This is a genomic window from Moraxella sp. CTOTU48717, assembly GCF_032057165.1.
Lineage (GTDB): Bacteria > Pseudomonadota > Gammaproteobacteria > Pseudomonadales > Moraxellaceae > Faucicola > Faucicola tetraodonis.
Genome location: NZ_DAMBBC010000007.1, coordinates 64,694 through 79,537 on the forward strand (window position 1 = coordinate 64,694; position 14,844 = coordinate 79,537).

Below are 14,844 nucleotides of genomic sequence, written 5' to 3' on the forward strand. Positions count from 1 at the left end.
TTTACCTTTGAGGGGTGTTGCACAAACCATCATGCGCTAGGTTTTGGCAAAACGCATGGTTGGTCGTGGCGGTTACTTGCCGTCGTTGCACCACCAAGAGTTTTTTGTCAGCGTGGCTTGGTAACTTTGATACGGTAAATTTTGCCGACGGTTTGCTGGGCTTAGACAGCCGTTTTATTTGAGCAGCGGTTGAGGCAGCTGTGATATTGGTAGTGACTAAAATGTCGATATCCACCCCCAAACTTTGGCATACCCGCAAGCCACTTTTTACTCCATCTTCATGAAACCCATTAAACCAATAAGCACCACAAAAATGGGTATGCCGCTTCGCTGAAATTTCATGCCAGCGTTTTTGGGCCTCGGTCATTTTGTTGTCATACACAGGGTGGCGATAATCCACACGTTTGATAACATGCGCCTCATTAATCGGCGTATTAAGCGTCACCAAATAGTTATGTTTTGCCGTCAATCGTTCAAGGATATTCATGTGATACGTCAATATAGGTTTTTGGTCAGCCACGCGCGCGGTGGGTTTATCTATCGCGTAATTCCAACTTGCCCAAGCCAGCGGTTTTTTGGGTAGAACTTGGGTGTCAGTATGCAAAACCGCTTCGTTATCTGTATACTCAAAAGCCCCTAAAATAGCCGATTCTGTCTCAGTGATATCAGCTAGTAGACGTCTTGCTACATCGGCATGGCAAGCAAATACAACGTCATCAAACACTTGGGTTTGACGCTTACCTTGATGAATAAATTCAATGCTAACGCCATCCTTGCCACGCGTGACCGATTGCACTGGGGTATTGATATACAGGGTTGTACCTGCTGCAACAAGCCGAGTGATTAAGGCATTGACGTATTGCTTTGAGCCGCCCACTAAGGTAAACCACTGTGGGCGATTGACCACATCTAGCAGACCATGATTATCAAAAAACTGGGCAAAAAAGAGTAGGGGAAAACGCTTGGCGTCATTCATTCCCATCGACCATATCGCAGATACCATCGACACCAAGTAGTTGGTTTTAAACAACTCGCCATAGTCATGACTGTCTAAATAATCCCCGAGTGTTTGCTGGCTTAAAGCCGCTTGCTGTATTTTATCGGCTTGGCGAAAATTTGCTAATAGTGATTTGGTCTCGCGATTAAAGCGTAAAATCTGCTGAACAAATTGCCAAAATCTGGGGCTTAGCACATGGCGGCGCTGAGAAAACAGACTGTTTAACGTGTGACCATTGTATTCAAAATTAATATAAGTGTTTTTAACCGAAAAACTCATCTCAGCTTTTTGAAATGGCACATTGAGTTCATCAAGCAGGCGAATAAAATTGGGGTAAGTACGCTCATTAAATACAATAAACCCTGTATCGATGGCGACTTTTTCCGTTGATGGTCTAAACGGGTTGTTAAAAAAAGGATTGTCAAAAAGTGAGCGCTCGGTAACAGTGACATCCAGCGTATTGACATGCCCGCCTATATAATCATTGCTTTCAAATACCGTCACTGCATGACTGTCCTTGAGATAATACGCACACGTTAGCCCTGATACACCACTGCCAATAATGGCAATCTTTGGTGTGGTAATATTTGGCTTAGTAGGCTTGGCTGCTATAGGATTAGCCACCACAGTCTTGGGGACTGTGTGATTAGAGCGCGGGGATTTTTTTGTAAACACTGCCATGTGCGGATATACCTTTAAAGCCAAGTCAAATGATTAACAAGTCAAATGATTAAGTCGTATGAGAAAGTTTTGAACCCACAAAATGCCATACTGTATCAGGTAACTTTGCCAATAGCTTTAAGGGCTGTACCAATGTCTGCGGAAATTCAATGATATTATCATCATTGGCAATCCCGTGTTGAATGGCTTGGCTGGCTTGCTGTACAGTTTGCAAAAAAGGCATTGGAAAGTCGTTCTGCAGCGTCATCGGCGTTTTGACAAAGCCCGGCACTACCAAAGCCACTTTGACCCCATAAGGTTGCAGGCTCATTTGCAAGGTTTTGCTCAGATAATGGATTGCCGCTTTTGAGCTACCATACCCCTCTGCACGCACAAAGGGCACCAAAGCAGAAGCAGAGCCGACGGTGACAATTTTACCTTTAGTTGCCTTGAGGGCGGGTAGTAGCGCTTCGATGGCATGCACTAACGAGCCATAATTTGCGTTCATCACCCTCATGATAGACCGCGAATCAAAGTTTGGCATGTCGATATATTCGCAAACACCCGCCGCCGCGATGAATAAATCTAGCGTTTTAATGTCGTTAAATGCTTGCATCACGGCATCATACTCGGTTAAGTCAAGCTGAATCGTTTTTGCACCCATCGCTGCCAACGTGTGCAAAACATCGCTGTTTCGCCCCACCGTATACACATCATGCCCTTGGCTTAGATAATCCATCGCCAACTGTAAACCGATGCCTGAGGTTGCACCTGTGATGACGATGGATAAAGGCTTTGAGGGATTGGGGGTTGACATCATAGCGACTCAATATAACAACTCAATACAAAATTTTGCAAACGACTTAACGCATACTATAAAAGAGTAGCCGATGGTTGGCAATAGGTTTTATACTATTTAGTATAAAAATATAATTATTGGTATATAATCAAATAATAAGTATCATAAAAAAATTTGTAGTATAATATTAGCTAATTTTTAACCTCATAAATATTAGAAACCTGAAAAACCTTAGAAACTTGTGATGAAAAAGTTAACGTTTAAACAGCGAATGATGCTAGAGCGTGAGTCGCTGATTATTGAAACGGTCAACCATTTGTTAGCCACCAAAGGCTATGACGCGATGACCGTCGATGAGATTGCTGATACGGTGGGCATTGCCAAGGCGTCATTGTATCGACATTTTCCCAGTAAAGAAGCGCTAGGCATGGCGGCGCTGGTTGATATCATGCACAAAGCGCTTGAGGTCATCAATCAGCTAAACGCGACCGACCAAACCGCCATCGATAAGCTTAAAGCGCTGACACAGTGGGCGATGCGACTAAAACTAGCGCAAAAAATGCCGAATCTGCCGAGTGAAAACTCCCAGCTGCGCGAGCTGCTAATTGCCAATGATGATTACACCAACAACTTGGTCATGTTGTCAGATAGCATCGGTGAATGGATTGAGCAAGCGCAAGCAGAGGGCAATTTGCAAAGCAACATACCAGGACTGGCAATTTTATATACCTTATATGCCAGAGCTTGTGACCCTGTACTGGGGTTTTTACGCTCATCGCAGCTGTATAACGATGATGAGATTATCGCTATCGTGACCCGTACGTGTTTTGAAGGGCTAACCTAGATTAAGCGAACGCAGACCACTAAAAATAGATAGCTAAAAACCTAAGACAGCGTAGAAAAAAGTAGAAAATTATGAGTAATTTTGTGATTCATCGTGAGCATGGCATCAGTAAAGCCCAAGCCTTTGAGATAACCGAAGATTGGATTGTCTCAGCAGAAAAAGACTATAAAATGCATTGCGATGTAGTGCGCAGTGATGAGCAAATACGCGTCAATTTTTCTCGTGCCGGTGTGACAGGTATGTTAACAGTGGATGATGAGGTATTTGATATGCAAGCAAAGCTTGGGTTTTTATTCAAAAGTTTTTTGCCGCTGATAGAAAAGACAGTGAACCAAAATCTTGATAACGCATTGCAAGCTGTGAAAGACCGTTAGCATATACAGTGAGCTGAGTGGCAGTTAGCGTTTAGTTTAAATTATTTTATTTAACATAATATACATTATGCGAAATAAAAGCTATCGGCGTCAAAAATGGGATGTATATTACTGTGATTAGTTTAATGATGAAATGACAATTAGCAGCAAAACTATTTGCATTTATCAATCAATAATGAGTAGTATGCTCACTCAATTATTTATTTATCATTTGTTTGTTTATCATTAAAATCGCCAAGGATTTATCATGATTGGATTTATTGCCCGTCACAGTACGATTTTTATGCCATTGTTTGGTGTGATTGGATTTATATTTCCTGACTTGTCGCATTTTGTCCTTGGGCTGCTGCCGCAGATTTTATTTTTCTTGATGTTTTTTACCTTGTTGGGCATTGACCAAACCCAGCTGATTAGACGCATGACGACCCAATATGTTTGGGGATTTGCCATCTTCCAAAGTGCGCTGATGAGCTTAGCCATGACCTTGATTGCTTATTTGCTAGGTGTCCGTGGTGATTTGTTGTTGGCTATCGCGGGTCTGTCAGCCACCGCACCGCTATTTGGTACGGGCGCTATTGTGAATGCAGTGGGTTTTGATGCACTATTAGCCATGGCAAAAACCATCACAGCCACGTTGGTGATGCCTGTTAGCTTACTGGTGATATTGTGGTTGCTTGGCAGCAAGGACGCCCATTTAGACTTTGTACTGTATATTAAGCGGTTATTAATTTACATTATCGCCCCCATGATTCTGGCGGTCGCAGCACGCCAATACATTCCCCGTGATACGCTCAATACTTATTATCCAAAAATTGCTAAGTTTAACATTATTCTACTGATGATGTTTCCGCTTGGATTGATGTCGGGCTTTAGACATACCTTTGACACCAATCCCATGCAGGCGTTAAGCTTGTTTGGTTTGGGCACTGTCTTGTCGTTAGTATTTTACTTTTCTGCCTATTTTTTATACCGCCGCTTTGGCTATGAAAACGCCATTATCTCTGCGCTGGCTTGCGGTGGCCGCAATGTGTTATTGGCGTATACCATCACCACGCCGTTTATGGGTGCGATGTTTTTACCGCTGATTGGCGCGTACCAATTGCCTTCGTTTTGCTTGCCGTTATTGGGTAAAAAAATGGTCAAATGGCATACTATCGACAGCCAAGCCAGCTTAAAATAATGCAGATGTTCGATTTATTCGTATGCTAACGTTTCAACTCAATCTACTGCCACAGTTATCAGCACAAGCCTTATATAATATTTTTAAGGCGCGCTGTGAGGTGTTTGTTGTAGAGCAACATTGCGCTTATCCAGACATTGATGATACCGACTTGGTGTGTTGGCATTTACAGGGTTTTATTAATAATAATCTGGTGTGTTATGCGCGGATTATCCCACCTGATTATCATTATTTGGGTTATGTGGCGATTGGTCGCGTGTTAACGGTTGGCGATTTTCGCGGTCACCATTATGGGCATGATTTGATGCAAAAAGCCATTGAAATTTGCCAGCAATACTACCCTAGCCAGCCGATTTTTATCGCCGCTCAAACTTATCTGATCCACTTTTATCAAGCGCTCGGCTTTTGTATGCAAGGTGACTGTTACCTTGAAGACGGCATTGAGCATGTCAATATGATATTGGAAGTCAAACATGATGCATAACCGTGCTGATTATCGGCTATATTTGGTCACAGATCGCAATTGCCTGCAACAGCAAACGCTTGAACAAGCCGTTGAACAAGCGATATTGGGCGGCGTGACATTGGTGCAGCTTCGAGAAAAAGCGATTGCTAGCAAAGCGTTCTATGAGCGCGCGCTGCGTATCAAAGCGATTTGCCACCGCTATAACGTACCATTACTCATAAACGATCGTGTCGATATCGCCTTAGCAGTTGAGGCAGATGGGGTGCATATCGGTCAAAGTGATTTGCCGTGTCGCGTGGTTCGGCAAATTTTAGGCAAGGATAAAATCATTGGGGTTTCCGCGCGCACCGCCCAGCAAGCCATCCAAGCGCAAGCAGACGGCGCAGATTATTTGGGCGTTGGCGCGATGTTTGCCACATCCACCAAACAAGATGCCCAAACAGTTACCATAGCGAGCTTAACGCAAATACGACAAGCGGTAACGCTTCCGATTGTCGCCATTGGTGGTATCAATCACACCACCCTGCCCGCCTTACAACAATCCCTGCAAGCTGCCGACACGTCCACTGGTGATGTGATTGACGGCGTGGCAGTCGTTTCTGCAATTTTGGGGCAAAAAGATGTCAAACTTGCCAGTGAACAGCTTAAAGAAATGATAAAAATTAAATAAATCAATCAGTTAGAATTTTTTATCAGCCGTAGCTGGCTATCAAAACGCCTTGCTTGCTGGGTGATGGGGTCAATAAAGTCGATGGATTTTGCCAACAGTTGCAAAGGCTTCGTAAAATCGCTACTGCCTTGGGTCTTGACAGTATTAACAGTGGGATAAAAATTGTCATTTAACAGCGGCATACCTAAATTTGCCATATGCACCCGCAATTGGTGTTTTTTGCCCGTCACCGGGGTTAATCGGTATAAGCTAAACGCCCCGTTATTTTCAATTAATTCAATCATAGTGTGCGCATTGGGCTCACCTTCGACCGTCTTGGTCAAAAAAAACGGCTCACCACTCTCAAGTCTGGAATGGATGTGAAAGGGATAACATAAATCGCTGCGAGTCGGTGCTATGGCGTGGTAAGTTTTGTGTATGTGTCTATCGGCAAACAGCGCATGATAGCAAGCGCGACTACTTGGATTAACCGATAATAACATCACGCCTGCCGTGTCCTTATCCAACCGATGCAAGGGTGAGATATCATTTACCGCTAACTGCTGTAAATCTGGATGATTTCTTAATTTGGCTAGTAGGGTTTGGCTGACATAGTGACCTGACGGTGTGACGGGTAAAAAATGCGGTTTATCGACCACCAGTAAATGTTCATCCAAATGAATAATGCTGGGCTCAAATGGAATGATAGGCTCATTCTCAACCTGCCTATAGTACAAGATGGTTTGCCCTGCCAAATAGGGCGAATCGTGTTTGAGCGGCTCGCCACGCTCAAGGCTAATTAAACCGCTGTCAAACCGTCGTTGCCAGTTTGCCAAACTAATATGAGAAAAATGCGCTGCCAAATAATCGATAAGCCGCCCACCCATATACAACTTATCATGGGGTAAATATAACTTACTGGGTTTCATGCCACGCTCTATCATGTTAAATCTATCATTTTTAAAAACCACTTTATCGATGCTGTTTTATTTTACGCCCATTTATTGGGCTAACAACAACTGCACGGTTATCGCATGATTAATGCTTAGCACATCATTGGGCAGCAAAACATCATGTCGGTTGATGGGTTGACCGTTTCGGGTAATGCTGATGTTGGGATCAATCTCATCAATCAGCAGCTGTCCTTGAGATTCGACAATCGCAAAATACACGCCACTGGCAAGCTTTAGGTCATTGGCGGCAAATAGACGTAAGGCATGGGCGATTTGCGCCTCGCGACTGGCAAACACAATCGGAAACTCGCGTACTTTTTGTTGGCGCTCCCCTAGCCCATCCACAGATTTTATGGTCAAAACAATCTGCTGTAGATTTTGGTTCAACTGCGGCAGTTTGCTTTGCGCTTGGCGTGGCGCAGTACTAGCAGTACTAAAAGCGGGCGGGCTTGCTACGATATGATGATTTGAGTTTGGCTGTGCCTGATTCTGAGTAATGAATTTAACACCCAGTTTAATCTCATTGCTAAATACCTCACCTTTTTGCAAACGTGCGATATCCGTTGGCGTGGCTTGCACTTTGGCTTTTAACCCAAATTGCGCTTCGTCGGACAAGCTTACCCCAATTGTGGCAAGCTTGGGTTTTAACACCTCATAGCCGTAAGATACCAAATCAATGGCATCATGCGGGGTATTGGTGGATTTATGGGCATGATTAAAACTGCTAAATAACTGCTCTACCATCGCGGTTGTCAGTCCATCATTAGATTTTAAGGTGATTTGAGTAATCACTTGGGATTTATTTACCCATTGTTTCGCCGCTGCCATAATCGCATCGGTCAATAAATCTTGATACGGCTTGGCGGATTTTTGGATGTTTGGCAACACAGTTACCATCGGCTTGGGCGCAGCTGTTGGCGGTTGTACCCTCGTAGGTTGTGGCTTATGTGGTGTAGGCTCGGTATTGACCAGCGGCGACTGCATCGGCGCAACTGCAGGCACTGGATTGGGGTTTGAAGGCGGTGTTGTTGGTTGCACAGGTATTTGATAAGCTTGATCAGGCTGCGGTTGTGGCGAAACAGGCTGGGTTGGGTACTGCGGCGATACAGGTATCGGTGCTACAGGCGCTGGTTGCGCGATAGGTTCAGGTAAGGTAATTGGGGCGCGTTCAGGGTAGTGTCCTGTGGCAGATTTTTCTTCGGCAAATCGTGGCATCAGTCGCCCTAACAGGCTTTGATATAGACTGGGGTTCTCGTCTTCATCATTTAGCGCATAGCCGTCAAGCCGTTGAATCAGCAAAATGACCGAATTATCTGCTTCGCTGACTGTGTCATCGTCATCCGCTGTTTGGGCGGCATGGGTTTTAATCGGCAATATATGAATATCAGGCATGGTGTATTTGAGCGATTGGGTAAAGTGTCGGTAGCTTTCTGCCATTTTCTTATTGGCAGTGATATCAAAACTCGTCGGCACGGACAGCTGAACGCTCACCCGTTGTAAGTCATCAATGGCGGTGGTGTATAGGCTAAAGAAATTTTCCATTTCATCAAACACATCGCTTGGGTGTTTGTCGTCAATGATAAACCGGTGGTTGGTGGTGATGTAAGCCATAATTTACTCTTAATGGTGAAATTTTTTATTAATGGGTTTGCGTTTTTTTAACAGCTTGCGTAGTATCAGTCACTGGACTAGCCACTGAATCAGCCAGTGGCTTGGCGCTGGCAGGACGGCTAATCGCTGAGCTTTGATACATCTGTTTGGCTAATATCATGCCTGCCTGTACCGCTCGGTTAATGCCATCACGGGGGTCATCGACCAAGCCGTTTTTAGTCCAGTTACGTTCAACCAATACCGCTACCGCTTTATCCCATTTGCCATTTTTATCTTTTAGCCCATAGACAAACCATTTATACGGACGAGCATAACACGCCACCGATGGCTGAGTTTTGCCTGCGCGAATGTCCGCATTGTTACACAGATTTGCCACCATAGTGACGGTGACATTGGGGGTATAAAAGCTGCGACCGTTTTGTGTGGTTGGGTAGTTAAAGCCGGGTGTGCCTGTTTTGCCCACTATCACGCCCTGTGTCCAAGCACAGCTACCAATCGCTTGGTTACAGGCAGTGAAAGCTGTGCCGTTGCCGCCTCCCAAACCTGTGCCTGCTAGCAGCGTACCTGATAATAAATTAAGCGCACCGCGGGCCTCAGATTGATTGATGCCCAGAGGCATGGCGCCGAGTTGGCTAGTAGCTGTGGTCAATATCTCTTGGCTTTGGGCATCGCCTCGCCAGGCTTTAGGGCGCAGCGGAATTTGATTGACGCCCCACAAATCCTCAATCAAATGCACGCCGCGACGTTGGGTCGCGCCATTATCGGCAATCAGCAGATTGGCAAACATATCCGACACACCCAGTACCGAGGTTTTGGCATTACCTGCGCCAAACACTTGGTTCATGCTGGCATTGAGCATATCGCCCCCTTGACGACACGCCCCATTCATACGTCCGCCATTGGCTTTGACACAGCTTGCCACTTGGCTTTCGGTAAATTGTAATTGCTTGGTGGTGTAATCTTGCTTGCCATCGGTGAGCAGCACGCCTGAGAAATAGCGGCTTTGTAGCATCGGGTCACTATTGTAGGCTTTACCAAACAGTAAATCTTTAAATCCGCAATTCACTCCCCCTTTATCGGCACAATTCACACTCCAGCCCATGTCATCACTGGCTTTTTTAAAGGCGGGCATACCTGGGCAAACGCCTTGTCGGTCACGTTGCAATGACATCGCACTGGTCGTGCGGTGACAATATAAAAAATTCGCCACTTTTTCGGTAGATGAGCTTGCTATTACTTGTTTAAGATATTGCGCTTCAGGGGTTTGCATATTTTTAAACCGTGGATTGGCGCGTACCAGTGCCAATGCTTGTACGGTTTTAACGGTCGAACCTGGGTACACGGTTTGGTATAAAGCATGGTTCATGAGGTTTTGCTTGCTCCAGTCTTTTTTCCACAGTATTGGGCAGCCTGTGGGCTTAATCGTGGTATCGCCATTATCGGCACGGTAGCAGTTGGAGTCAGCGCTAGCAAGGGCAAGCACGCCTTGGGTTTTGACATCAATCACCGCGATACCGATACTGCGTACCAAGGCGTTTTCATACATACCATTGGCGACGTTTTGCAACGCAGGCGAAAGCACGTTATTACAGTCCGTGCCATTGGGGTTATTGGTAACACAATCCGCTACTTGCTGGGCGGTAGTCTGTACGGCGGGATCTAGGGTTAACGCCATGTTGTAGCCGATTTTGATATCCGAGCCATCGACATTGATGCTATTGATTGGCGGTGCAGTGAGTTTTTGCCACCAGCTGCGTTGATCATTTTTTTGTTGGTAGCTTTGATAAGCATCCAATAACTGGCGGTCAAAATGGCTGGCGTGAATGTTGGACAATTCGCTATACATCAACCCTAGATTGGTCGGCAAAGCAACCTCAGTTTTGCTGGTGGAGGCAATCCGTTTCTTCGGGTCTTGCGTGGGTTTGTCTTGTAGGGTTTGCAACACGCCATTGGCTTGGTTTTGAATATCGTTTTTGGTTTTATTAAAAGCATTATTTGGGTCAGATGCTGGTGCATTGGGTAAAGTCGCCGCCCCTGTCAATGGTTTGACCGCCAAGGACTTGACCGACATCGGAATCAATCTAGGGTTGTTACAAAGCTGGGTTAATGAGTCAACGTCACCTGTGTCAGTCATGGTATTGCCACGACTATCGACATACAGATAGCCTGTTTGATTGTCCGCCGTTTTGGCGGTTTTGATGTATACACAGCCCGGTAGCCCATACCAAGGGTTGGTTTGGGTGAGCCAATTGGTTGGCATATGTGCGACATTGGGGTCGTTTTGATTGCGGCGATTGGGCTGTTGTTCTCGCCATTGTAGTTGCAACAACCGCTCTGGGTTGGCAAGCGTTTTTAGCGCAAAGGCTAACGCGTCTTCGTTGATATGTTGCTCACAGGCTTGTTGCCAAAGGCTGGCAGTTTGCAGTTGGTATTGGTTGGCTAGACGTTTTTGCTGATACAAGCTGAGCAGACTTTGATTAACTCGGTTGATACTGTCGGTAAAACGGGCTTGGTTTTTGGGCTGCATTAAGTCGCACGTTTTGGCAGGCGTGGCGTTGACCGAAGTTGATAGATTAGCGTTTGCACTTTGGGTATTAGTATTTTGGCTGTTGGCTTGGTTGACCACATCCGCCATACCCAGATTATCGACGACAAGTGACACGGCGTTTTCATTCGCCTCTGCATTGTACGTGGTATTTGAGGCGGTTAAGGGCGAGAGATACCAGGCCAGCCAGCCGATAAGGCCGACAACAAACACCACCAAAATTACTTGTAAGTTGGTCAAAATGGTTTTGTAAAGCGCTTGAGAAACCCGAAAACTGGCAACTTTACCGTCGTTTTTGATTTTTTTGTTACTATTTTTTGTTTCACTTGCTTGCGTATTGTCGGAGGTATTGGCAGGCGTGGCTGTTTCTTCAATCTCTGTGGTTGAATCAGTGACATTATTATCTTGTGGTAAGATGTTAGAATCTATTTTTTGAACAGTTTCTAACTTGCCACTGTTCATAGTTTCTTGACTGTTTTCGTCTTTCGGGGTTTGGTTTTCGGTCATTTTGAACCTTTAATTTTTGCAAGCCTTACTAAAATTTGACGTTTCTACAATTGGATAAGTTATTGAGCATACGGTTTATGGTTTATTGCCGTCCAACATCAGCTTTGGCTGAAACAGCGCCAAACTGAGCATAATACTATTGAGCCATAAATTACTGGTGCCATAACTTAAAAACGGCAAGGTCACCCCCGTGAGCGGTAAAATTCCTAAATTCCCTGAAATGGTGACAAGTGCCTGAAACACCGTAATCACCACCCACAGCAAAATCACCCACGCCAGCAAAAAATAACCACCCGATAACAGCCGTGATTTCATCTGCTCACTGGCGAACGCCATCTGCTGACGGGCAATCAGTACCAGCCACGCAAAATACACCATCATCAGCACCACACTTGCCCCGATACCCACCACTGCCATCACCGAGGTAATCGTATAGTCACTTTGCATTTGTAGCGGCACGCCCTGACAGCCCGATAAATGATAACCGCACCACGGAATATCGCCAAACCCATAGCCAATCATCGGCACACTATCGCGAAACCAATGCAAAATCGCCATCTGATCGTTGCTCGCCACAAACGGATTGACCCACGCATTGACCCGCTCGGCAGTACGCGCATCAAATCCGCTTAAATTCACCAACACCATCATCAGCAAAAGCAAAATCGCGGTACTCGACAACACGCCCAAAATGTAACCCCGTCCGCCCATTTGGAAAATTTTGTTGGATAGCGCCACGCCCACCAAAAAGGTAAACAAAAACAAAAATACCAGCATGGTGCCTTTTTCATTGGCAATACCCAGTGCGATAAACGGCAACACCACCGCAAAAGCAAGCAGCAGGGTCATTTTTTTGGAGCGGAAAAACAGATGATTAATCAAGCCGCGTTGGTTAATCGCCAAAAACACACCCAAAAACACCATCAGCCAAATCTTTGACAGTTCAGCGACTTTCGCACTGTCACTGTGAATCAACACTGCCAAGCCCAAATAACTCACCGCAAAAGCAAGCAGCCACACACGTGCTTTAGTCATCGCCGATTTAACATTGCCCCAACTGCTGTGTAGTAAGTTATTGGCAATGAGGGTTTTAAGCCCCCAACTCAGCAAACTGCTAATCGGGCGAGCCAGGCTAATAAACACAAAACACCAAAACAAATCTTTGAAATGATTGAGAAAAATATAACGCAGTGACAAATAACTACGGGTGCTTAAATCAAATAAAATCATCAAGCCAAAGGTGGCAAAGCCTACAAACAACGGATAAATCCACGCAGATGACAGCATGGCACGGTTGTCGGGGAATTTTTCCATGAACCGACGCATGGGGGAAAAAATCGTCAATACACTCAGTAGCACGCCGACGCAAAACAGCACGCCCCCCACCATCATCGGCAGAATCACCGTATGGCTAACACCCGCAATAACCAGTCCCCACACGGTGATGGCTATCGGCAACACTTCTAGCCAGTGCTTACGCCGCGACAGCCACAGTAACCCCCACGTCACCCACGACCAAATACACACCTGAGTGAGCATTCCCAAATGCGTGGGCGTGCCAATTAACGGCAGTAAATTGTTCGCTTGCAGGGCTTTTTGTTGGTTGTTATTGGCGTCATAGATACTGGCGACATCGTTTGCCGATTGATTTAACAGTTTGGCAATGGCGGGCTGATTGCTAAACAGGCGATTGTAGGCAAAACGTCGATTACCATCGGCAACCGCAAGCAATGACACCGCAAAATTAGCTTGGTCGGCAGGGGATAATTTATCGGTTTTTACCGCCATTAAGTTGTCTAAACTATCGAGTTGCCCGCTAGCATTAAGGTGTAGCCAATCTTGGCGATTGCTGAGTTTATCGCCACCCAAATTCACTTCGGTTTCATTCTCAACCAATTCGTTTTGGCGTTGCTGTTTGCCTTGGGCTTGCCATGCGGCCGCTAAAGCTTGTTGGGTTTTGGCAAAATGTTGCTTTGCCTCACTCATTAATTGTGTAGGCTGACTGGCTTGGGCACAAGCTTGAGTCATGCCATAGTTAGGATCATTACGGTTGTCATACAGATTAGTAATAACGTTGTCGCCACAATATTTGCTAAGCAGTTGCGGTTTGGCGATGCCTTCAGTATAGCTGGTGAGTTCGAGTTGATAACGCTGCAGTTTGGGCGAATGGGCGTAATCTGCCAGTAAAAATGCGCCAATTAACAGGAGCCATACCACCGCTAAAATCATGATTTCGCTCAACGTTTGCGCTTTGGCGTTGGGTTTTTTGCTGGCTTTTGTACGACTCACTATGTTTAGCATGGGGTTTTCCAAATTGATTAACTTTTTTATTGTTATCCCTGTTTAAAAATTAATTGGGGTCATACAACACCACCGTGCGTGCGATTAAATCATGCAGCGTTTGTTTTCGGGCGGTAAACCACATCAAAAAACCAAATGGCAATAAGATAAGTTTTAAGGTTTCGCGGATTAACGCATGGAAAAAATTAACCCGTTGACCCTGCATACCAAACACCCACATACCCATAATCACCTTGCCCACCGTTGCTTGTCGTCCCAAACAGGTCAATAACGTCATATAAAACAAATAAAATCCATACGCTATCAAGGCAAGCGTTTGATCGCTAAACCCACGAATGCCAAGCTGCGGTAAAATCTGCGGCAACAATAATTGATAAGCCAATCCCAATAATAAACTGACTAACGCTAAATCAAATAGATAAGCCAATGCGCGGCGCACAAAACCTGCATACAGCATGGTATGAGCCGGCTTACGAGTCTGCAGCGCGGTCGAAGGCAGCTGATTGGTAGCGGGAGTTGGGTATTGGCTAGGTTGCTGTGGTTGCACTGCGGGAGCGACATAAGGATTTGCATAGTCAGAGGGTTGTGCGGGTAGATTTGACGCTTGAGCAATATCAGGCTGTTCATAATTAGGCTGTGCATAGATTGGTTGAGCAGGTTGCTGCATAGGTTGACTAGCCTGCACAGCTGGCATATCGGTCGGTTGATAATTGCCTGCAGATGGATTTGGTGTATAACTTTGCCAAGTAGAATGTTCGGGCTGGATCGCGTTATGGGTACTGTCATAGGCATTATAGCCACTTGACTGTACAAAAGAATTTGCTTGCTGCGGCTGAGTATGATTATCAGATTGTTGCGCAAACTGACGACTGCCACAATTTGGGCACATAACCGCAGTTTTTGGTAATTTTTGACCACATTGTTGGCAGACAATAATCATAGATGTTTACTACCCTAT

Annotated in this window: 12 protein-coding genes; 5 read left to right on the forward strand and 7 right to left on the reverse strand. The window is 45.4% G+C overall.

Going from position 1 to position 14,844, the window contains the following annotated elements; translation table 11 throughout:
- Nucleotide 1: 1 nt before the first annotated feature.
- Both RT084_RS05805 and RT084_RS05810 read right to left on the reverse strand, forming a co-directional pair.
- Nucleotides 2-1,678: an NAD(P)/FAD-dependent oxidoreductase gene (locus RT084_RS05805; protein WP_313098034.1), complete on the reverse strand. Its 1,677-nt coding sequence runs from the start codon at nucleotides 1,676-1,678 to the stop codon at nucleotides 2-4.
- A 49-nt stretch (nucleotides 1,679-1,727) separates the two neighbouring features.
- The gene (locus tag RT084_RS05810; protein WP_313098037.1) at nucleotides 1,728-2,477 is read right to left on the reverse strand and encodes an SDR family NAD(P)-dependent oxidoreductase; all 750 of its coding nucleotides are present in this window, start codon (nucleotides 2,475-2,477) and stop codon (nucleotides 1,728-1,730) included.
- Nucleotides 2,478-2,700: 223 nt separating this feature from the next.
- Here RT084_RS05810 and RT084_RS05815 point away from each other — a divergent pair, with 223 nt between their 5' ends.
- The 5 genes from RT084_RS05815 (at nucleotide 2,701) to thiE (ending at nucleotide 5,990) form a co-directional block, all read left to right on the forward strand.
- Nucleotides 2,701-3,300, forward strand: coding sequence for a TetR/AcrR family transcriptional regulator (locus RT084_RS05815; RefSeq protein ID WP_050325368.1), 600 nt, complete (start codon nucleotides 2,701-2,703; stop codon nucleotides 3,298-3,300).
- Between the two features lie 71 nt (nucleotides 3,301-3,371).
- A complete protein-coding gene (locus RT084_RS05820; RefSeq protein WP_065252692.1) occupies nucleotides 3,372-3,674 on the forward strand; it encodes a polyhydroxyalkanoic acid system family protein in 303 nt (100 codons plus the stop codon).
- A 247-nt stretch (nucleotides 3,675-3,921) separates the two neighbouring features.
- Entirely contained in the window at nucleotides 3,922-4,854 is a 933-nt protein-coding gene (locus RT084_RS05825) for a hypothetical protein (protein ID WP_050325366.1), read from the forward strand.
- Between the two features lie 22 nt (nucleotides 4,855-4,876).
- Nucleotides 4,877-5,338 carry a GNAT family N-acetyltransferase gene (locus RT084_RS05830; protein WP_312385447.1) on the forward strand — a complete coding sequence of 154 codons (462 nt, stop codon included), beginning with the start codon at nucleotides 4,877-4,879 and terminating at the stop codon, nucleotides 5,336-5,338.
- Nucleotides 5,328-5,990 (forward strand): thiamine phosphate synthase, encoded by a 663-nt coding sequence (gene thiE, locus RT084_RS05835; RefSeq protein WP_312385449.1) that lies wholly within the window; start codon nucleotides 5,328-5,330, stop codon nucleotides 5,988-5,990. Before RT084_RS05830 ends, thiE begins: the two co-directional genes overlap by 11 nt.
- A gap of 5 nt (nucleotides 5,991-5,995) precedes the next feature.
- Here thiE and RT084_RS05840 read toward each other — a convergent pair whose 3' ends face one another.
- From RT084_RS05840 to RT084_RS05860, 5 genes are all read right to left on the reverse strand, one after another.
- A complete protein-coding gene (locus RT084_RS05840) occupies nucleotides 5,996-6,898 on the reverse strand; it encodes a pseudouridine synthase (RefSeq protein WP_312385450.1) in 903 nt (300 codons plus the stop codon).
- Between the two features lie 72 nt (nucleotides 6,899-6,970).
- A complete protein-coding gene (locus RT084_RS05845) occupies nucleotides 6,971-8,533 on the reverse strand; it encodes a hypothetical protein (protein WP_312385451.1) in 1,563 nt (520 codons plus the stop codon).
- A 28-nt stretch (nucleotides 8,534-8,561) separates the two neighbouring features.
- On the reverse strand, nucleotides 8,562-11,585 hold the full coding sequence (locus tag RT084_RS05850) for a penicillin-binding transpeptidase domain-containing protein (protein ID WP_312385452.1): 3,024 nt from the start codon (nucleotides 11,583-11,585) through the stop codon (nucleotides 8,562-8,564).
- A 75-nt stretch (nucleotides 11,586-11,660) separates the two neighbouring features.
- Complete coding sequence (locus RT084_RS05855) at nucleotides 11,661-13,886, reverse strand: FtsW/RodA/SpoVE family cell cycle protein (RefSeq protein WP_313098047.1); 2,226 nt, start codon at nucleotides 13,884-13,886, stop codon at nucleotides 11,661-11,663.
- Nucleotides 13,887-13,935: 49 nt separating this feature from the next.
- Nucleotides 13,936-14,826 carry an RDD family protein gene (locus RT084_RS05860; RefSeq protein WP_201664161.1) on the reverse strand — a complete coding sequence of 297 codons (891 nt, stop codon included), beginning with the start codon at nucleotides 14,824-14,826 and terminating at the stop codon, nucleotides 13,936-13,938.
- Between the last annotated feature and the right edge of the window lie 18 nt (nucleotides 14,827-14,844).

Coding starts and splice junctions, on each gene's coding strand:
- RT084_RS05860 (WP_201664161.1), bottom strand. CDS start 14,826: ATGATTATTGTCTGCCAACAATGTGGTCAAAAATTACCAAAAACTGCG.
- thiE (WP_312385449.1), top strand. CDS start 5,328: ATGATGCATAACCGTGCTGATTATCGGCTATATTTGGTCACAGATCGC.
- RT084_RS05805 (WP_313098034.1), bottom strand. CDS start 1,678: ATGGCAGTGTTTACAAAAAAATCCCCGCGCTCTAATCACACAGTCCCC.
- RT084_RS05830 (WP_312385447.1), top strand. CDS start 4,877: ATGCTAACGTTTCAACTCAATCTACTGCCACAGTTATCAGCACAAGCC.
- RT084_RS05820 (WP_065252692.1), top strand. CDS start 3,372: ATGAGTAATTTTGTGATTCATCGTGAGCATGGCATCAGTAAAGCCCAA.
- RT084_RS05825 (WP_050325366.1), top strand. CDS start 3,922: ATGATTGGATTTATTGCCCGTCACAGTACGATTTTTATGCCATTGTTT.
- RT084_RS05850 (WP_312385452.1), bottom strand. CDS start 11,585: ATGACCGAAAACCAAACCCCGAAAGACGAAAACAGTCAAGAAACTATG.
- RT084_RS05855 (WP_313098047.1), bottom strand. CDS start 13,886: ATGCTAAACATAGTGAGTCGTACAAAAGCCAGCAAAAAACCCAACGCC.
- RT084_RS05815 (WP_050325368.1), top strand. CDS start 2,701: ATGAAAAAGTTAACGTTTAAACAGCGAATGATGCTAGAGCGTGAGTCG.
- RT084_RS05810 (WP_313098037.1), bottom strand. CDS start 2,477: ATGATGTCAACCCCCAATCCCTCAAAGCCTTTATCCATCGTCATCACA.
- RT084_RS05845 (WP_312385451.1), bottom strand. CDS start 8,533: ATGGCTTACATCACCACCAACCACCGGTTTATCATTGACGACAAACAC.
- RT084_RS05840 (WP_312385450.1), bottom strand. CDS start 6,898: ATGAAACCCAGTAAGTTATATTTACCCCATGATAAGTTGTATATGGGT.